17 protein-coding genes and 1 tRNA gene are annotated in these 19,949 nt (G+C 33.0%); 8 read left to right on the top strand and 10 right to left on the bottom strand.

Annotated elements, in window-relative coordinates:
* The first annotated feature begins 151 nt into the window (after nt 1-151).
* From Q0975_RS19120 to Q0975_RS19095, 6 genes are all read left to right on the top strand, one after another.
* Complete coding sequence (locus Q0975_RS19120) at nt 152-1,087, top strand: alpha/beta hydrolase (protein ID WP_299439616.1); 936 nt, start codon at nt 152-154, stop codon at nt 1,085-1,087.
* Between the two features lie 37 nt (nt 1,088-1,124).
* The gene (locus Q0975_RS19115; protein ID WP_299439615.1) at nt 1,125-1,931 is read left to right on the top strand and encodes a Cof-type HAD-IIB family hydrolase; all 807 of its coding nucleotides are present in this window, start codon (nt 1,125-1,127) and stop codon (nt 1,929-1,931) included.
* A 23-nt stretch (nt 1,932-1,954) separates the two neighbouring features.
* Nucleotides 1,955-3,832: a peptidase M61 gene (locus Q0975_RS19110; protein WP_299439614.1), complete on the top strand. Its 1,878-nt coding sequence runs from the start codon at nt 1,955-1,957 to the stop codon at nt 3,830-3,832.
* Between the two features lie 77 nt (nt 3,833-3,909).
* Complete coding sequence (locus Q0975_RS19105; RefSeq protein WP_299439613.1) at nt 3,910-5,214, top strand: DUF819 family protein; 1,305 nt, start codon at nt 3,910-3,912, stop codon at nt 5,212-5,214.
* Between the two features lie 60 nt (nt 5,215-5,274).
* Nucleotides 5,275-6,018, top strand: a complete 744-nt coding sequence (locus Q0975_RS19100; protein ID WP_299439611.1) for a DUF4369 domain-containing protein — start codon at nt 5,275-5,277, stop codon at nt 6,016-6,018.
* 128 nt (nt 6,019-6,146) lie between these two features.
* Nucleotides 6,147-6,362, top strand: a complete 216-nt coding sequence (locus Q0975_RS19095; RefSeq protein ID WP_299439609.1) for a hypothetical protein — start codon at nt 6,147-6,149, stop codon at nt 6,360-6,362.
* Nucleotides 6,363-6,489: 127 nt separating this feature from the next.
* On the opposite strand, the gene Q0975_RS19090 is transcribed toward Q0975_RS19095, so the two are convergent.
* A complete protein-coding gene (locus Q0975_RS19090) occupies nt 6,490-8,253 on the bottom strand; it encodes a helix-turn-helix domain-containing protein (RefSeq protein WP_299439607.1) in 1,764 nt (587 codons plus the stop codon).
* A gap of 426 nt (nt 8,254-8,679) precedes the next feature.
* Between Q0975_RS19090 and Q0975_RS19085 the strand changes: the two genes are divergently transcribed.
* Together Q0975_RS19085 and Q0975_RS19080 are read left to right on the top strand one after the other, a co-directional pair.
* Nucleotides 8,680-8,865, top strand: coding sequence for a hypothetical protein (locus Q0975_RS19085; protein ID WP_299439605.1), 186 nt, complete (start codon nt 8,680-8,682; stop codon nt 8,863-8,865).
* A gap of 60 nt (nt 8,866-8,925) precedes the next feature.
* Nucleotides 8,926-9,798 carry a M50 family metallopeptidase gene (locus Q0975_RS19080; protein ID WP_299439603.1) on the top strand — a complete coding sequence of 291 codons (873 nt, stop codon included), beginning with the start codon at nt 8,926-8,928 and terminating at the stop codon, nt 9,796-9,798.
* 289 nt (nt 9,799-10,087) lie between these two features.
* On the opposite strand, the gene Q0975_RS19075 is transcribed toward Q0975_RS19080, so the two are convergent.
* The 9 genes from Q0975_RS19075 to Q0975_RS19035 all read right to left on the bottom strand — a co-directional run.
* Nucleotides 10,088-10,161 (bottom strand) — tRNA-Thr (locus Q0975_RS19075).
* Nucleotides 10,162-10,218: 57 nt separating this feature from the next.
* Nucleotides 10,219-10,485 carry a hypothetical protein gene (locus Q0975_RS19070; protein ID WP_299439601.1) on the bottom strand — a complete coding sequence of 89 codons (267 nt, stop codon included), beginning with the start codon at nt 10,483-10,485 and terminating at the stop codon, nt 10,219-10,221.
* A 128-nt stretch (nt 10,486-10,613) separates the two neighbouring features.
* Complete coding sequence (locus Q0975_RS19065) at nt 10,614-11,576, bottom strand: type I phosphomannose isomerase catalytic subunit (RefSeq protein ID WP_299440017.1); 963 nt, start codon at nt 11,574-11,576, stop codon at nt 10,614-10,616.
* Between the two features lie 7 nt (nt 11,577-11,583).
* The gene (locus Q0975_RS19060; protein WP_299439599.1) at nt 11,584-12,045 is read right to left on the bottom strand and encodes a peroxiredoxin; all 462 of its coding nucleotides are present in this window, start codon (nt 12,043-12,045) and stop codon (nt 11,584-11,586) included.
* A gap of 5 nt (nt 12,046-12,050) precedes the next feature.
* Nucleotides 12,051-12,461: a 6-carboxytetrahydropterin synthase gene (locus Q0975_RS19055; protein ID WP_299439597.1), complete on the bottom strand. Its 411-nt coding sequence runs from the start codon at nt 12,459-12,461 to the stop codon at nt 12,051-12,053.
* Nucleotides 12,458-12,976, bottom strand: coding sequence for an isopentenyl-diphosphate Delta-isomerase (gene idi, locus Q0975_RS19050; protein WP_299440015.1), 519 nt, complete (start codon nt 12,974-12,976; stop codon nt 12,458-12,460). Before idi ends, Q0975_RS19055 begins: the two co-directional genes overlap by 4 nt.
* 166 nt (nt 12,977-13,142) lie before the next feature.
* Nucleotides 13,143-15,101, bottom strand: a complete 1,959-nt coding sequence (locus tag Q0975_RS19045) for an OmpA family protein (RefSeq protein ID WP_299439595.1) — start codon at nt 15,099-15,101, stop codon at nt 13,143-13,145.
* A 90-nt stretch (nt 15,102-15,191) separates the two neighbouring features.
* Entirely contained in the window at nt 15,192-16,151 is a 960-nt protein-coding gene (locus Q0975_RS19040) for a type IX secretion system membrane protein PorP/SprF (RefSeq protein WP_299439593.1), read from the bottom strand.
* Between the two features lie 55 nt (nt 16,152-16,206).
* Nucleotides 16,207-19,949 (bottom strand): gliding motility-associated C-terminal domain-containing protein (locus tag Q0975_RS19035; RefSeq protein WP_299439591.1); only part of this gene is annotated, 3,743 nt, incomplete at its 5' end.

Genomic DNA, 19,949 nt, shown 5'->3' with positions numbered 1-19,949 from the left:
ATATTTTGAAGCAAAGATAAAAAAGGGTATGTTAGTGAATCGTTAATTATTATTTTAATAGAAAACATTTAACAGGAAAAGAATTAAATTCTAAAAATATGCCCGCGTATTTGTCGTTTCATAAATACACATCTTTTAAACCCCAATGTATATGAAAATACGGTTTTCAATTTTACTGATTGCCATTACAACATTTTGTTTAGCACAAGAAAAAGAAGAAAAAGAATATAACTCTGCCATTGTTAGAGTAAACCGCTTTATTGAAGGAACTTTGGCTACGCCGTATTCAGATGATAGTGTTCCTCTGGTAATCTTTATTATGGATGCAGGAGCAATCAACAGAGAGGGAAATGACAGAATGTCTAAGAATGACGCTTTCAAATTATTAGCTATAGATTTAGCAAAAAAAGGTATAGCTACATATCGATATGACAAAAGGCTTTTTAAAATTGATGCACTCGGTATTCGGGAACATGAAGTTTCTCTAGATCACTTTATTCAAGATGCGCGATCGATTGTGGAATATTTTCGAAAAAACGGAAACTACACTAAGATTATTTTAGCGGGCCATGGTCAAGGTTCCTTGGTTGGAATTATTGCCGCTAAAGACAATGTAGATGGGTTTATATCCATCGCAGGAAACGCGCAATCCGTGGATCAAATTGTTATACAACAATTAGAAAAACAAGCACCTGGATTGGATAAAAGTGCTGCTGTGGCTTTTGCAGATTTAAAAGAAAAAGGAAGAGCCATGAACTATGATCCGGCATTGGAATCAATTTTTAGTTATAAGCTACAGTATTTTATGAAATCCTGGATTAAATACACTCCATCAGAAGAGATAAAAACCTTAGACATTCCTATTCTAATACTACAAGGAGATAAAGATCTACAGGTAGAAGTTTCTGAAGCAGAAAAGTTAAAGGAAGCCGTACCTAATGCTGAATATGTAATTATAGAAAACATGAATCATATTCTCAGAGAGATAAAAGGCAGTAGACTAGAGAATCATAAATCCTATAGTGAATACTGGCTTAAAATTATGCCTGAAGTTACAAGTACTATTATTAACTTCGTGAAAAAATAAAAAGTTCCTATAATTTAGTAACACAAACCGAATATTCTTGAATTCACACCGCATTGTATTTTCTGATATAGATGGAACGCTTCTTAATGCCAAAAGAGAGCTTTCTGAATTTACTATTTCTGAAATAAAACGTATAAAAGATACCATTCCTGTTATATTGATTTCTTCTCGTATGCCAAGTGCTATGACACATTTACAAGAGGAATTAGATATTACTCATCTTCCTTTAATTTGTTATAATGGCGGATTAATTCTGGTAGAACAAAAACCAATTCACTCTACCTTTATTACTCCAGATATCATACAAGAACTCCACACATTCAATAAGGATAATTTGTTTCATATTAGCCTATATCATAATGACGATTGGTTTGTGCCACAAATGGATTTCTGGGCAAATAGAGAAGCTCAAAACACAAAAGTCACTCCAACGGTAAAATCTACCAAAGAAGTTATTGATCTATGGAAAACCGAAAGTAAAGGTGCTCATAAGATCATGTGCATGGGAGATGAACAATATATTGATGACGCATTTAATTTTTTAAACACTAATTATAGTGATACGCTTCATTTATACCGATCCAAACCAACATATATCGAGATTGCCCATAAAAGTATTTCAAAATTAACTGCTATCGAATTACTACTTAACACACATTATGAAATTTCTCTTTCTGATGCAGTAGCTTTTGGAGATAATTATAACGATATTGCTATGATAAAAGCTGTTGGTATAGGAGTTGCCGTTGCCAATGCTAAACCCGAAACTTTAAAAATTGCTGATGTAGTTACCCTTGCTGGTAAAGAGGATGGTGTCGCTACATATATTAAAAACAATATCTGATACTTGTGCTAAGAAAAATTAAATTGATTAGAATTCTAATCCTTTACGTCCTCATATTAAATTGTGTAGTAGGTTGTAAAACTACAGAATCTGCACTGACAGTAGATCACACACCTATTATAGCTTCCTTAGACTTAGTGGATATTATTGATGATAAAATAAAAGTAGAAATAAAAGTAGCTAATTTAGACACAGATACCATAAGTTATTATTTACCTAAAATTGTTCCGGGTACCTACCAAAATAACAACTATGGAAAATACATTGAAGAATTTAAAGCTTTTGATCTTCAAGGAAATGAATTACCTGTAAAGAAACATGGAGATAATCGTTGGAAAATTAATAATTCAAAACAATTAAATACCATAACGTATTTGGTTAATGATACTTTCGACTCAGAAAATACACATCAAATATTTTCTCCAACAGGAACAAATATCTTAAAAAATGAAAATTTCGTCTTAAACCTGTATGCTTTCGTTGGGTATTTTCATCAAATGAAAGAAAAAAAGTACAATCTTTTTATTATACATCCTTTGGATATGGAAGCTTCGACTTCTTTATCCGAATATTTACCAAAAGAACCTCAAGCAGGTGATAAGTATGATACTGACCTTTTTGTATTTAAAAGATATGCTGACTTGGCAGATTCTCCTATTATGTATTCCGTTCCTGACAAAGTAACCTTTAATATTAATGAAATCGAAGTTTTGTTAAGTGTCTATTCACCGAATAAAGTGCATCGTGCGGCACAGCTGATGCCACAAATGGAAAGAATGATTCGGGCACAAAAGAATTTTTTAGGGCAGATAAATACCACAAAAAAATACAGTGTTTTGTTATACCTTTCTTCTTCTAAAAGTAATGATGCTAAAGGTTTTGGTGCACTAGAACATAATACTTCTACCGTAGTTGTGCTTCCAGAATCTATACCATTAAAAAAACTAAATGAATCACTAACAGATGTTGTGTCCCATGAGTTTTTTCATATCATTACACCTCTAAGTATACACTCTGAAGAAATTCATGATTTTGACTATAACAATCCTAAAATGTCTGAGCATTTATGGTTATATGAAGGAACTACAGAGTACTTTTCGTTACTATTTCAAATTAATCAGGCTCTTATAACCAAAGAAGATTTTTTTGAAAGAATTCTAGAGAAAATAAATACGTCCAAAACATTTGATGACACCTTGTCTTTTACTGAAATGAGTAAAAACATTTTACAAGATCCATATTTAGAAAATTATCGAAATGTATATGAAAAAGGCTCTCTCATTTCTATGTGCATCGACATCATCATGCGTGAAAAAAGTAATGGAGCTTATGGTATTGTAGACCTTATCCAAGGATTGTCAGGTAGATTTGGTAGTGAAATCCCTTTTAAAGACGAAGAACTTATTGATGTAATAAAGGAGATATCATATCCAGAAGTAGCTAACTTTTTAAAAACTCACGTAGTAAATAACACCCCTATTGATTATGGTTTTTATCTAGAAAAAACTGGCTTGACCTACAATACAATAGAAATCCCTTCGGCTTACTTTATACACGAACAAGAGCCCTTTATAAAAGGTTCTGAAGCTACTAAAAAAGTAGTCTTTACTAATGGTGCTGAGCGTAATAATTTTCTAAAAAAAGTAGGAATAAAAAGCGGCGATATTTTACTTGCTATCGATAACAAAACATATTCTATTAAGAATATATATGATCTTTTTAGCGATTCTAACAAATGGAAAATTGGCGATGATGTTGTCTTTAGTATCGAACGAAATCAAAGCGTATTTAAACTAACTTCTAAGGTGATTGCTCCTGCAGTAGAAAAGATTGTCTTAAAGCAAAATCCTAATGCTTCAAAAAAACAAATTGCGATCCTGAAGAGTTGGATTAATGATTAGCTCTATTCGGCATCGAATTTAGCTTTAATCCAAAAATTGTATTTTGCATCACATCTCACAATAAATGAACTCATACTATGGAAAATATTCCTTTTTTTACCAATGACACTATCGTTTTTGGAATTCTATTATTATGTCTAGGATTGGTTTTTTATACATCTTCAATTAAAACAAGTTTTTGGCAAGGGTTCTATAAATTTGTTCCTGCCTTACTGCTTTGTTATTTACTTCCTGCAATATTTAATTCTTTAGGAATCATTTCTCCGCATTGGAACGAAATAGATACAAATGGAGAAATTATAGAAAAATCATCAAGTGTTTACTATATCGCCAGTAGATATTTATTACCTGCTTCTTTGGTACTAATGACACTTAGTATTGATCTTAAAGGAATTTTTAATCTAGGACCAAAAGCACTAATTATGTTTGCGACAGGAACTATTGGTATTATTATCGGTGGTCCCATAGCTATTTTACTGATCTCTTTGGTTTCGCCTGAAACTGTTGGTGGAGCAGATTTTGATGCTGTCTGGAGAGGATTATCTACCCTTGCTGGTAGTTGGATCGGTGGAGGCGCTAATCAAGCGGCAATGCTCGAGATTTATGAATATAATCCTGATAAGTATGGAGGTATGGTATTGGTAGATATAGTAGTCGCAAATATTTGGATGGCTATTTTGCTTATTGGTATTGGAAAAAGTGCTAAAATCGATCGATGGTTAAAGGCTGATAATAGTGCCATTGAATCCCTTAAAAAACAAGTTTCTAAATATGCTGAAAGTGTGACCAGAAATCCAACATTAACAGACTATATGGTTATGCTTTCTATCGCATTCACAACCGTAGGATTAGCACATTGGGGAGCTAATGGAATGTCGGGATTTTTATCTAATAACTTTGAAGTGTTTAATGATAAAAGCTCTGCTTTGTCTTCATTTACTTCTCAGTTTTTCTGGATGATCACTATAGCTACTTTTATCGGAATTTTATTGTCTTATACAAAAGCGAAAAAATATGAAGGCGCAGGAGCCAGTAAAATAGGAAGTATCTTTATTTATATACTGGTAGCCACCATAGGTATGAAGATGGATTTGAAAATGATCCTTGAAAACCCAGGACTTATCGCTATTGGATTGGTATGGATGACTATTCATGCGTTTCTGCTCATTGGTGTTGCTAAATTAATTAAAGCACCTTACTTTTTCCTTGCTGTAGGAAGTCAGGCCAATGTAGGTGGAGCAGCCTCTGCTCCAGTAGTTGCAGCTGCTTTTCATCCATCGCTCGCTACGGTAGGTGTACTACTAGCAGTTTTTGGATATGTCGTAGGAACATACGGTGCGATTCTGTGTACAATATTAATGCAAATTGCATCTGGAAGTTAGTTTTTCAATCTAATTTATAGCATCTTTGTACTCCTATTTTTTAAAATTAAAAATCCATCAATGCAACGATTTTCTGTCACACTATTTCTTCTATCCATTCTTGTACTAAGTTGTAGTACTCCAAAGAAAAAAGGAAACGTTTCGATAAGCGGAACGGTACAAGGATTAAAAAAGGGAACCTTATATCTTCAAAAGATACAGGATACCATTTTAGTAAATCTAGATTCTTTAGTAATTGATGGCGATCCACAATTTGCTTTTCAAACTGATGTTCAAGAACCTCAGATACATTATTTATTTCTGGATAAGCATGATGGTGCTCAATTTAATGACCGAATTGAATTTTTTGCAGAACCAGGAGAAATTGTCATCAACACTTCTTTAAATAGTTTTGAAAGAGACGCCTTAATAGCTGGAGGTAAAAATCAGGCAAAATTAGTAGAGTATAACAAAATGAGTAAAAGATTTAATGAACGAAATCTGAGAATCATAAAAGAAGATTACGAAGCTAAAAAACAAAATGATGAGGAAAAATTAGCAGAAAACGATAAAGCTTATAAAAACTTGCTAAGACAAAAATACCTTTATACCATTAACTTTGCTATTAATAATAGGAAACTAGAGGTAGCTCCTTACATAACATTAAATGAGGTTTTTGACGCTAACATCAAATACCTTGATACAGTAGTAAAATCTTTATCTCCAAGAGTAAAGAAATCCATCTATGGAAAGCAACTTTCTGAATATCTAAAGGAACGAAAAACCAAAGAAGCAGAAAGAGCTAAGAAGAATAGTGAAAACTAGTAATCAATCTACTATTTTAAAACAGATAATTATACAGAAGCCAAACAACAAATATTTGGCGGTAAATCCACAGCTGTGACAAAACTCTTTTCCTTAACTTAATTGACTAACAATTAACTCTTTAAATCATGTTAAAAAACATTTTAAAATTAGAAGGAAGTCAGCAATTAAACAGAAATGAGCAAAAATCAATTACTGGTGGAGACAGACGTAAACCATCAAGGTGTTGCGATCCCGCACAACGATGTTGCACAACTTCTCACCTAGCACAAAACAATTCTTCTTGTGGTGGAACATACATATCAGGATGTTTATATCATCCTTCAAACGGATGTTGCATATAACACTTAAAAAACACAGAGGGTATATATGAATGTCATTATACCCTCTGTATTATATACTATTCCCAAAAATCATAACTTCTTATAAAATCAGAATATAGATTAGTAGTATACAAAGGAAGACAAACAACTACTCCATCGTATTCAATTTTTTTATATAAAAAGAAGGTAACAAACCAGTATGTTTCTTAAAATATTTAGTAAAAGAATCGGCGCTTTTATAACCTAGTTCTTCTGCAATACTCTGTATACTATAGGCTCTAAACCGTCTGTCGTTTTTAAGTTTTACAACAGCATAATTCATTCTTAGATCGTTAATATATGTATTGAATTTTTTTAGATACTGACTTTTAATTACCTTAGAAAGATATGACGTATTCGTCTTTAGTTTTTTGGCCATTGTATATGCACTACATTCCTGTTTCAAAAAGTATAGTTGTTGTTCTAGTTTTTCAAGACCTTCTAATATACTGGCAGTTGTTTCTTCATTAACTGGGTTACTTATTTTCTTTTCTTCAATATCCTTATTCTTATTAGGATTTATAGTTTTTTTATGCTCTTCAAGTTTTTCCACATGTTTCAGTAGCTCCAAAAACTGCTCTTCATTTTTATTTTTCAATTTATAAAAACGAAATAATAGAATAAGCAAACCAAGTATCGTTAAAGATCCTGCAAAAACAAGATACTTTAGAATAGAATCCTTAGATTCTTTTTCTACTTGTAATGCCTCTAATTCTTTCTTAAACTCTGCAACTTCTCTTTTCCTGATACTAAGCGATACCGAATCCATTATTTTATCAAAACCAGTATTTGCTTTCTCGAAATGTTCATAATAATAATTAGACCGTTCATATTCTCCTAGCATTTTATAAGACTTAGCTAAAAATTTAAAATCATATTTCAACCATGGATGATGACTTTTTGGGATACTATCTGCATTTCCAAAAATTTCTCGAAGTTCTATCCCCTCCTTATACTTTTTTTCATGGAAATATATCTCAGACTGAACCAAATTCGTGAATGAATATTTTCTTATTCTAGTTTCTTCATTACTTACACTATCTAGATACTTCTTAGCGCTTTCAAAATCTTTTTTTAGTACTGCAGTATACGCCACAGTAATATACATCCTAGGGTATTCTAATGGTTCATTTACTAATCTTATCCTTTTCTTATAATAGTCGCTATACTTTGATAAAGAATCTATTTCTGCTGTGTTATTAAACCAATAAAACCTACAAATTAATTCTAAAGTTTTTATTTTTATCAAAGGAATATCTTTTCTAAAAGATTCAAAGTTTTCTGGATTATTATCTAATTCGTAAAATATATTTTTTAGTTTAGATAATCCCGTTTTTTGTTCACCCGTATACGTACTTATATATGCAGCATGCTGATTACTAATAGCATTGATAAGCAAATCATTTTCTTTTTTAGCTAGTGCAGATGCTTCTTCAAATAGCGTCAAGGATTCAGTCCAAATTCCTTTATAAAAACTAAGATACGCTTTCAGCATTTTTTGTTTTCCTAAATAAGGATATTCTCCAGGATTATTGACCACAAAAAGATCATAATTCTGTATAGCAACTTCATATTCTGAAGGTATAAATACCCGCAGAGACACCATTGCTTTTATAAACAATAAATCCGCTTGTAAGGCAATATTGCCATTGGTCATTGCTTTATCTAATAATAACTGTAATTCCTTATTAGTTTCTTTAGGGTCTATTTCAACTGTATGCGAGAAGTAATTGGTTAGCTCATAAAAAGTTTTTCCTGTTAAGTTTTCAAATCCTTTCTGATTATGTGTTTCTGAAGAGATCTGTTGCCCATATATAAAACTGCAACTACATAAATAAAAAAAAGATACCAAACAAAGTATTAATTGCTTCATATAAGATAAGTGTTTGTCTCCTTAAAATGGTAACAAAATCAAATATACTTTTTTAATAACAAACAATAATAAAAGACGGGTTTGGATATGATGTATTCGTTTAAATCATACCTAAATTCATAAAAATAGGGAACTCACAATTTGCTTTACTAAAATCCTGCTTAAAACAAACAAAACCTTTTAAATAAAGGGATACAAAGAATTTATGCTTCCCTAATTTCCTAAAACGAGGTATACCTTGCTTGTTCTACCCACTCATTTATCTGTTCTTTGAACTCAAGAAACAATATCAAAAAAATTACGGTATGAAACAGATCAAGCTATCCCGAAAAATTAAACTGATTAAAATTTTAATAGGCATGGTTACCCTAATTACTATATACATCGCTTATAAAGCATTCTTTTAAAAAATAATAAATAACATACATGAAAACTATTATAAAAATATTAATAACACTTACGATTAGTTTAATAAGTAAGATCAATAATGTACAAGAACATAATGGATCCTGGAAAGGTACATTGAATGATCAAAGAACTGAAGCAGAAATGATTTATAATCAGGCAGAACAAAATACTTCCCTTAACCCTATAAAGAATTGCGAAAAGTAACACTAAGGAATAAGCATAAAATCGTTAAACACATCAACGCTCACATTTAATTAAATCGTAATGAAAAAAGAATCAAAACTTATTCCATACCTTGAATGGATCACGTTATTTATTTTAATTCTAGGGATCATACTTTTGACAAATAAACTGGATTTTGCAAGAAATCTAAAACCAGATACAACAATAGGAAAATACGCAATGGTGATCGGAATCTTCTTGTCTTCTTTCGTTGTTTTAGGATTTCATGAATTAGGGCACTTAATTACAGGAATGATTCAAGGGTTTAAATTTGAGTTGTTTGTAGTTGGTCCATTGGGAATAAAAAGGGAAAATGACAGAATAAAATTTTATCTCAACAAAAATTTAGGGTACTATGGAGGTATTGCTGCAACAATTCCTAAAGATGATCATCCTGATAATGCAAAGAAATTTGCAAATGTACTTTTAGGTGGCCCGGTTGCATCCATAGTTTTTGCAATTATTTGTTTTTTGATTTCTTATTTTATTGGCAAACCATTAGGAATTATTTTTTACACTGGCGGTACTATTTCAATCGCAATTTTCTTCGCTACAACTATTCCATCCAAAACAGGAATGTTTTTTACTGACAGGAAAAGATATCAACGATTAACCAAACCAGGAAAGGATCAAGAAGTAGAATTGGCGATCTTAAGAATCTTGGGTAATTATTCTAAAGATAATTCTTATAAGAATATCTCTAAGAATGATATTGACATCCTAGTTTCTGACGACATCCCTTTTATTCATTTTTTTGGTTTATCCAGCCTTATATGTTACCAGCTAGAAAAAAATAAGATTATTGAAACTCAAGTATTAGAAGATTATAGAGAAGCTTCAAAAAATATGTCCAAAAACATTGTGAAAGCATTTGATAAGGAAATAGAAAAATATAAAGAGAAAATACTTAACTAATATGTAGAATTATTCCACAAAAAAAACCTAAATTCTTATGAATCAAGGGTTTGTAATTTCTAGAGCCGATGGAGGGACTCCCTTCGACTACACTCAGGACAGGCTTCTCGCCCATCATAAATATATTCCATAAAAAAAACCCAACTTCTTATGAAGCAAGGGTTTTTAATTTTTAGAGCCGATGGAGGGACTCCCTTCGACTACGCTCAGGACAGGCTTCTCGCCCATCATAAATATATTCCATAAAAAAACCCCAACTTCTTATGAAGCAAGGGTTTGTAATTTTTAGAGCCGATGGAGGGACTCGAACCCACGACCTGCTGATTACAAATCAGCTGCTCTAGCCAGCTGAGCTACATCGGCAAAACGGTTGCAAATATAATTTCTGTAATCATATTTGCAAACACTTTTTAAAAAAAATTATAATGAATTTACTTTTTCAGCTAAAGACTTTGCAGTTTTTTCTAAATCTTCTTTGATCGATTTAAAGTGTTTTGATGCATTTTCTACATTACGCTCACTTACTCTCGCCATAAATGTATCAAAAGATGTGATAGCTTCATCTATAATAACCTCTCCTGCTTTTTTATCCTTGTCAGGATTATTTCCTTCCCAGATATACACTTCTTCGATTATATCGCCTAATACGTAGTTAATATCTTTCTTTAGATTTCTTTTATTTGCCATTTCTAATATATTTTGTGCAAAATTAGTCTTTTAACCCTGTTTGTGCAATAGAAAATCTATTACATACTGAAACATTTGCAAAATAAAACGTTCACTGCGTTTAAAACATTTATCAAACGGTTTTAGTTTTAGATATAAGTCTGTAAAAGTTTTACTCCTCCAGAAATTACTTTAATTTCTTTTATAGAAGCAGGAACTAAAATAGTTTCTCCCAATGTTATAGTCATTTTTTGTTCTCCACTTTCTATTTTTGCTTCGCCTTCTACACACATATATATCACAAAAGAATCGAAAGTGCTATGTGATACTAAGACTTCTTTATCAACTTCAAGAAGATTTGTTATAAAATGAGGGCAATTAACTAAATCTGTTGTCTGATTCTTTTTGGGATGGTAGCTAACCTTATAATCAGTATTATTATTAAAATCAATAGCTTCTAAAGCATCTTCCTGATGAAGTTCTCTATAATTTCCTTCTGCATCGGTACGATCCCAATCATAAACCCTATATGTAATATCAGATGTTTGTTGTATCTCTGCTAACAATACGCCTTTTCCGATAGCATGTATCAATCCTGAATAAACAAAAAAAGTATCTCCAGCAACTACTGATTCATAATGTAGAATATCTTTAATTGTTTTATTAGCAACATGTTTTTGATATAATTCTGGATTTACATTTTGATTAAAGCCAACAATAATGTTAGCATTTTGATCAGCCTGAGTAACATACCACATCTCGGTTTTACCAAGAGAATTGTGCTTTCGTTTAGCTATTTCATCACCTGGATGCAATTGTACAGAAAGATCTTCTTTAGCATCAATAAATTTTATGAGTAAAGGAAACTTAGTTCCAAAACGTCTAAAATTCTTCTCTCCTACTAATTTTTCTTTATAGGTACTTAAGAGTTCTTTTAAAGTTTTTCCTTTGAATACTCCATTAATCAATACAGAATGCTCTCCTTCTACATCACTTATTTCCCAGCTTTCTCCAATAGAAGAGCCTTTTGGGTCTTTGTCTAAAAGATTATTTAATTTAGATCCTCCCCATATTTTTTCCTTTAAAATAGGTTGAAACTTCAATATGTACAGTGAATCTTTATTCATTCATCATTTCTTTGACTGTTTTAATAGCTTCTTGTAAATGTTTTGATGCATTGATACTATTAAACTTCAGTCTAATTACTCCTTCTTTATCTATTACAAAAGTTTCTCTACCTGGCAACATTCCGAACAAACCTGGTTTTACTCCAAAGAGTTTTCTTAGGCTGCCTTTGCTGTCCGATAAAAAAATGAAAGGTAATCTATATTTATTTTTAAATCTTTCATGAGATTTTACACTATCTGAACTTACTCCTATTACTTCGACGCCCATATTTTTAAAGTCTTCATAACTATCCCTAAAGTCACAAGCTTCTTTTACGCATCCTGGAGTAAAATTTTTAGGATAAAAATAAATTACAAAAGGATTCTTACCTGAAAGTCGACTACTATGAAAATCTTCTGCATTATCCGTTTTAGCCGTAAATTCAGGAATCTTGTCTCCTACTTCTAATCCCATAATTGTTATTTACCGTTATATATTACATAATTCCGCGGAGTCTCAAATAAAGTAACTTCTATTTCATATTTTGATTCCAATTTGTTCCGAAGTCTATTCCATATAACTACGGCAATATTTTCTACTGTAGGATTCAGGTTCTTAAACTCTTTAACCTCTTCATTTAAGTTCTTGTGATCCATATAATCTTCTATCTCGGATTTAATATAATCCTTTAATATCTTTAGATCAATTAAAAAACCAGTTTCCGGGTCTATATCACCAATTACTGCAACTATTAATTCATAATTGTGTCCGTGATACAAAGGGTTGCTACATTTACCAAAAATCTGAACATTTTTTTCATCACTCCAATCTTTTCTATATAGTCTATGCGCTGCATTAAAATGCGCTTTCCTGCAAGCCTTTATCCTCATAATGTGATATGTGAGTAAAATTTATCAAAAATAATCTTGAACCAGGCTGTATAGTTATTAGGATTTACAGTCATGTCTTTCTTTATATCATCAATCGGCATCCATTTCCAATCAGCAACTTCTTCTGGGTTGATAGCAGGATTTTCTTCATAATGTCCCACCAATACATGATCCAATTCATGTTCTGTAAGACCATTATCAAAAGGAGCTTTGTATATAAATGATATCGTTTCTCTAAGTGGGGTTATAAATCCCATTTCTTCCTGCAATCTCCTAGTTCCTGCATCAATATTATTTTCTCCTTCTCGTTGATGGCTACAACAGGTGTTGGTCCATAATCCTGGTGAATGATATTTATGATGAGCTCTTTGTTGCAACATTAATTCCTGTTTATTATTAAGAATAAAAACAGAAAATGCCCTATGTAATAGTGCTTTTTCATGTGCTTCAAGCTTAGGCATCAGTCCTATTTGCTCATCATTTTCATTAACTAAAATGACTTTTTCTTCTTCCATTTCTTTGTATTGGCTCAAAACTACGAAATCGTAGTAGCAATTCATAATCTATCCTATTTTTGACATAAAATAAAGAATTGTTTAACTACTAAAAAAAAACACCTTAACTAGTAAGGTGTTTTAGATAGACAATAATTTATTATTAATCTATAAAGGTTATTATATATTACTTAACAATGATAAATTCGCTTCGTCTATTTAACTGATATTCCGATTTTTTACAATTAGATTCGTTTCCACAATCATTTACAGGTTGTGTTTCTCCATATCCTTTACCAGTTAATCGGTCAGCAGAAATTCCTTTAGCTATCATATATTTAACTGTGGATTTTGCTCTCTGATCTGATAACCACAGGTTATAATCATCATTTCCGTGACTATCGGTGTGTGATCTTACATCAATTTTCATGTCTGGATACTGATTCATTACTTCGATCACTTTGGCCAATTCTACGGCTGCATCAGAACGTATATATGATTGATCAAAATCAAAGTAAATAGGATTGAGAGATAATACCTTAGCCAAATCATCTCCTACATCAGCAGATTTCACCTTTTTCTCCAATAATAAAGGAACATCTACTGTTTCTGTATCTCCTGGAGTACTTACTAATTTTTCTAAAGTTGAATATTCTTCCTTTTCTGCACGTACAAAATATTTAGAACTACATTTAACTACATGACTATATGCTGCATCTTCTCCCACAACAAAACTCTCTAGTAAATTATTACTGCTATCATATATCGAAACTTTAGCTCCTGGTAGTAACTCTTGTGTATCTTTATCTTTTACAACACCAGCAATTGTGATCTCACAAAAGCTTTTAAGATCTTCTAACTGAAGAAAGCTATAGATGTCATCTTTTCCTCTTCCTCCATCTCTATTCGAAGAAAAATAGCCTCTTTTGGATTCGTCATCTACAATAAAAGCAAAATCATCATCTGGTCCATTTACTGGTTTACCCACATTAACTACTAATTTTTCTTCATCCGACTGTGGATTAAGCCTTGTAACATAAACATCTAATCCTCCTAGACCAATATGTCCGTCTGAAGCAAAATATAAATCGTTATTAGCACTCACAAAAGGAAAGGTTTCTTTTCCTTCAGTATTAATTCTATTTCCTAAATTTTTTGGTTCTCCAAAGCTTCCATCAGAGTTGATGGCAACTTCATAAATATCAGACTGACCTTCTCCACCTGGCATATCTGACGAAAAATATAATGTCTTTTCGTCTACACTCAATGCTGGGTGCGCTGTAGAATATTGATCACTATTAAAAGGTAAGTTCTGCGGTGTTGTCCAACTTCCTTGTGTATTCTTATAAGAACGATATATTTTTAATCGGTTAGTACCTTTTTTATCATTTCCATATTTTCTACCATCATAGTTATTTCTAGTAAAATATACTGTCTGACCATCTTTAGCAAAAACAGGTGTGGATTCGTGAAACTTACTGTTTATCTTACTATCAAGCTTCTCTATTTCCGAAAGTTCTCCATTAGTAGGGTTGTATTCCGCTCTAAATAAATCTAAAAAAGGCTCTTCATTCCATTGATGTATACTTTTTTTGAATAAAAGTGTATCTCTAGAAGAACTAAAAACTACAAACTTTCCAAAAAAAGCTGAACCAAAATCAGTGAACGAAGAATTAATAGAAGAATTTTCTATTTCAAATCTTCCTGACTGGAAGTCTATTCGTTTTAGGTAATTCGGCTCATCTTGAAACAATTGAGCTCTTTGATCATCAGAACTAGCCTCTACAAACTTTTTCATATACACATCTGCATCCTCATATCGATCAACAGATTTTAATGTTTGTGCATACCTAAAATAGTATTCTGGTTCTACTTCATTAGGATATGAGTTTACTAACTCTTCGTACCACTTTGAAGCTTCCTCAAACTGACTATTAAAATAATAACTGTTTCCAAGATTCTTATAAAGATCTGCGCTCTTATATCCTTTCTTTACAACTTTGAGATAAGTTTCCTGTGCATTAATATATTCGTATTTGTCATACTGATTCTGTGCTGCTTTTAATTTTCTTTCCTGAGCAAACATCATGTTTACAAAGAAAACTCCAACAAAAACAAATAATAACTTATGTAATAATTCCTTCATTTTATTTTAGCTATATTTTATGTAATCAAAAATTAACTTATCTGAACTTTAATAGTACTCAAAAAACTTAATCCTAGAATGTATCATTGATTAAAAGAAACGTGGTGTTAACATCCTATTATATTTTCTAAATAATTCAAAACGTAGCATCACTTCGTAACTTCCATCATTAAATTGAGTTCTTCCTAATTCTGTAGATTCCTTGTCATAAGCAAAGCCTATCATCAAAGAGTCTGACACCTGAAATCCAGCCATAGCACTAAATGCAGCACTCCATCTATATCCAACACCAAAAGTTAGCTTATCATATAACAAGAAATTAGCTGAAATATCCACCTGCAACGGTGCTCCAAACACTAATTTACTTAATACGGCTGGCTTAAATTTTACGGTATCGCTTAGATCAAATACATGTCCTGCTATCAAATAATAATTAATTCGTTCTTCTGCTATAAATGAAGAATTACCATTACTATCTATTGAGGCTTCTTCATCAAAATGATCTGTTTCTAATAAATTAGGAGCACTCAATCCTACATAGAATTTATCTGTATGATAGTAAATTCCAGCTCCTACGTTAGGGCTAAATTTATTATCGATATTACCATTGCTAAAAAGAGGATCTCCAGTTTCAAATTGCGATAACTTATCAAAATCAACATTTAACAAATGACCTCCTGCTTTTATTCCAAAACTTAACTTTCCTGTATCAGAAGTAGGAATTGTATAAGAAAAGTCAATATCAAAATATGTCTCATCGGTTGGACCTATCTCGTCATTCACTATAGATAGTCCCAATCCAACTCTATTGTTATCGCCTATTGGTGTGTTTAATGTTAATGTTTGGGTTCTTGGAGCTCCATCCAACCCTACCCATTGACTACGATGTAATCCCATTATACTCATTACTCCTCGACTACCAGCATAAGCTGGGTTTACGCTAATAGTATTATACATATACTGAGTATACTGAGCATCCTGCTGGGCAATAGCACAATTGGAAATCAAACCAAACGCTGCCAACATAAATATTGTTAATAGTCTATTCATAAGTATCATTATTTGATTTAGGGAATAACAAATATATACTATTCCAAATATAAATTTATCTGTTAATGTATAAGTAACCTGCTTTATACGTATTCACTCCTCTGGCATTTATGTATTCTAAAGCATAATAATATGTACCTACAGGTAACTTATTGTTCTCAGAAATAGTAACTCTTCCATTACTAATCCCTTGAAATAATTCCACACCCGGTTGCTCATAACCATCTTCTTCGAATACCTGTACTCCCCATCTATTATAAATTCTTAACGTATTGTCTGGGAAGTTTCTTAATCCTACAATTCTAAAGTCATCATTAATGCCATCTCCGTTAGGACTAATTCCAGTGTATATAATGATAGGGTCATCTTCATCTGTAAACACACCTTCTATAACAGTTACTGTTTCGTCTTCTCCGTCACCATCATTATCAATATCTACATCCTCAGTATTTATAGGGTCATCCGATACATCTATAACATCATCTCCATTCGGATCCTGACCTGTAACGATAGCTTGATTAACAACTTCTCCTAACAAAACATCATCAGCTGTTAAAACGTAAGTGGCTGTAAACGTAGTAGTATCTATCTCACCAACCAATAAATTAATTGGTCCACCTGTCACTACAACGCCTATTAATGGATCAGTGAGAACAATATTTGTGATATCTACATTACCCGTGTTTTCTACTGTAAAGGTATATCGGATCTCATCTCCTACATTAGGTAGATCATCTCCATTAACATCCACATAAATACCCGTTTTAGTCAAAGCTAGATTAGGCAATTGCTCAATATCTGTTATTGTTTCATCATTAGTTGGATCACCATCTCCATTATCATCAACAGTTTCGTCTCCATTATCAGATACATCCATAACATCATCTCCATTAGGATCTTCACCTATTACCGTTGCACTATTGATTACTTCGCCATTATTAATATCAGCTTGTGTAATCACATATTCTGCTGTCACAGTACCTTGCTCTCCTGGAGCTAAACTAGATGGACTAACAGCAAGGTTACTACTTCCTGTAAGCATGTCATCTATGAAAATGTTATCTATTGTTGCATTTCCTGTATTTGTAACAGTAAACATATAAGTAATTGTATCACCTACTGAAGAACCATTTACTTCTCCTGTTTTAACCAATGTTAATTCAGCATTTATATCTAAAATAGTAACTGTTGGATCATTTGTAGGGTCCATATCTGTACTACCATCACCATTCGGTGTCTCAACTCCTTCATCTCCTGCATCAGAATCATCACTAACATCATCTGGACCATCCAGTGGACTGTCTCCAGTGACTGTAGCACTGTTCTCTATAAATCCTGCATCAATATCTGCCTGAGTGATTGTTTGATTTGCTGTTACCGTTACACTAGCTCCTGGTGCTAAACTCGCAATTGGACTTCCTACGATACTACCTGCATCTGCATTAGCATCAGTAACTTCTATATCAGTCAAGGTAACATTACCCGTATTGGTAACTACAATATCATACTCGATAACATCATTCAATACACTTCCTGAAATTCTAACTGTTTTTATAACACTTAAACTTGGATCTGGTGTAATCGTAGTAACCGTTGGATCGTTTGTAGGATCCATATCTGTACTTCCATCTCCATCTGGAGTCTCAACTCCTTCATCTCCTGCATCAGAATCATCACTAACATCATCAGGTCCTCCTAATGGACTATCACCTGTAGCTGTAGCACTATTCTCTATATAACCAGCATCAATGTCTGCCTGAGTAATCGTTTGATTTGCTGTTACCGTTACACTAGCTCCTGGTGCTAAACTCGCAATTGGACTTCCTACGATACTACCTGCATCTGCATTAGCATCAGTAACTTCTATATCGGTCAAGGTAACATTACCCGTATTGGTAACTACAATATCATACTCGATAACATCATTCAATACACTTCCTGAAATTCTAACTGTCTTAATAACACTTAAACTTGGTGCTGGAGTAATAGGAGTAACTGTTGGATCATTTGTAGGATCCATATCTGTACTTCCATCTCCATCTGGAGTCTCAACTCCTTCATCTCCTGCATCAGAATCATCACTAACATCATCAGGTCCTCCTAATGGACTATCACCTGTAGCCGTAGCACTATTCTCTATAAACCCTGCATCAATATCTGCCTGGGTGATTGTTTGATTTGCTGTTACCGTTACACTAGCTCCTGGTGCTAAACTCGCAATCGGACTCCCTACAATACTACCAGCATCTGCATTAGCATCAGTAACTTCTATATCAGTCAAGGTAACATTTCCGGTATTGGTAACTACAATATCGTATTCGATAACATCATTCAATACACTTCCTGAAATTCTAACTGTTTTTATAACACTTAAACTTGGATCTGGTGTAATCGTAGTAACCGTTGGATCGTTTGTAGGATCCATATCTGTACTTCCATCTCCATCTGGAGTCTCAACTCCTTCATCTCCTGCATCAGAGTCATCACTAACATCATCAGGTCCTCCTAATGGACTATCACCTGTAGCTGTAGCACTGTTCTCTATAAACCCTGCATCAATATCTGCCTGAGTGATTGTTTGATTTGCTGTTACTGTAACACTGTCACCAGGTGCTAAATTAACTATCGGACTCCCTACGATACTGCCTGCATCTGCATTAGCATCAGTAACTTCTATATCAGTCAAGGTAACATTACCCGTATTGGTAACTACAATATCGTATTCGATAACATCATTCAATACACTTCCAGGAACTCTAATCGTTTTTATAACACTTAAACTTGGATCTGGTGTAATCGTAGTAACAGTTGGATCGTTTGTAGGATCCATATCTGTACTTCCATCTCCATCTGGAGTCTCAACTCCTTCATCTCCTGCATCAGAATCATCACTAACATCATCAGGTCCTCCTAATGGACTATCACCTGTAGCTGTAGCACTGTTCTCTATAAACCCTGCATCAATATCTGTTTGAGTTATTGTTTGATTAGCTGTAATCGTAACACTGTCACCAGGTACTAAATTAACTATCGGACTCCCTACGATACTGCCTGCATCTGCATTAGCATCAGTAACTTCTATATCAGTCAAGGTAACATTTCCGGTATTGGTAACTACAATATCGTATTCGATAACATCATTCAATACACTTCCTGAAATTCTAACTGTTTTTATAACACTTAAACTTGGATCTGGTGTAATCGTAGTAACAGTTGGATCATTTGTAGGATCCATATCTGTACTTCCATCTCCATCTGGAGTCTCAACTCCTTCATCTCCTGCATCAGAATCATCACTAATATCATCTGTTCCTAGTGGACTATCTCCTGTAGCCGTAGCGCTGTTCTCTATATATCCAGCATCGATATCTGTTTGAGTTATTGTTTGATTAGCTGTAATCGTAACACTGTCACCAGGTGCTAAATTAACTATCGGACTCCCTACAATACTACCAGCATCTGCATTAGCATCTGTGACCTCTATATCCGTAATGAAAGTGTTTCCTGTATTTGTTACGATAATATCATATTCAATAATATCATTCAATACACTTCCAGGAACTCTAATCGTTTTGATAACACTTAAACTTGGATTAGCAGGATCATCATCGATGATCGTACCAATTCCCTGAGCATCACTCGCTGTAATAGGAGTAGCAGTTGTATCAGTCTGTGCATTTGTAATATTAACCTCAAAAGTCTCGGTAAATTCAAAAATCAAATCTTCAACAGTAGGAACTGTAACATTTACCGTAGTGCTTCCTGCTGGAATCGTAACTGTTAAGGTAGCGGGTTCTG

Source organism: uncultured Aquimarina sp. (assembly GCF_947500065.1).
GTDB lineage: Bacteria > Bacteroidota > Bacteroidia > Flavobacteriales > Flavobacteriaceae > Aquimarina.
Note: the sequence above shows the minus strand (reverse complement) of the source record. Positions and strands in the feature narration are given on the sequence as shown.

Bases quoted from the DNA above. Each gene is read 5' to 3' on its own strand.
- Q0975_RS19120 (WP_299439616.1), top strand. From the start codon at position 152: ATGAAAATACGGTTTTCAATTTTACTGATTGCCATTACAACATTTTGT.
- Q0975_RS19105 (WP_299439613.1), top strand. From the start codon at position 3,910: ATGGAAAATATTCCTTTTTTTACCAATGACACTATCGTTTTTGGAATT.
- Q0975_RS19100 (WP_299439611.1), top strand. From the start codon at position 5,275: ATGCAACGATTTTCTGTCACACTATTTCTTCTATCCATTCTTGTACTA.
- Q0975_RS19095 (WP_299439609.1), top strand. From the start codon at position 6,147: ATGTTAAAAAACATTTTAAAATTAGAAGGAAGTCAGCAATTAAACAGA.
- Q0975_RS19090 (WP_299439607.1), bottom strand. From the start codon at position 8,253: ATGAAGCAATTAATACTTTGTTTGGTATCTTTTTTTTATTTATGTAGT.
- Q0975_RS19085 (WP_299439605.1), top strand. From the start codon at position 8,680: ATGAAAACTATTATAAAAATATTAATAACACTTACGATTAGTTTAATA.
- Q0975_RS19080 (WP_299439603.1), top strand. From the start codon at position 8,926: ATGAAAAAAGAATCAAAACTTATTCCATACCTTGAATGGATCACGTTA.
- Q0975_RS19070 (WP_299439601.1), bottom strand. From the start codon at position 10,485: ATGGCAAATAAAAGAAATCTAAAGAAAGATATTAACTACGTATTAGGC.
- Q0975_RS19060 (WP_299439599.1), bottom strand. From the start codon at position 12,045: ATGGGATTAGAAGTAGGAGACAAGATTCCTGAATTTACGGCTAAAACG.
- Q0975_RS19055 (WP_299439597.1), bottom strand. From the start codon at position 12,461: ATGAGGATAAAGGCTTGCAGGAAAGCGCATTTTAATGCAGCGCATAGA.
- idi (WP_299440015.1), bottom strand. From the start codon at position 12,976: ATGGAAGAAGAAAAAGTCATTTTAGTTAATGAAAATGATGAGCAAATA.
- Q0975_RS19045 (WP_299439595.1), bottom strand. From the start codon at position 15,101: ATGAAGGAATTATTACATAAGTTATTATTTGTTTTTGTTGGAGTTTTC.
- Q0975_RS19040 (WP_299439593.1), bottom strand. From the start codon at position 16,151: ATGAATAGACTATTAACAATATTTATGTTGGCAGCGTTTGGTTTGATT.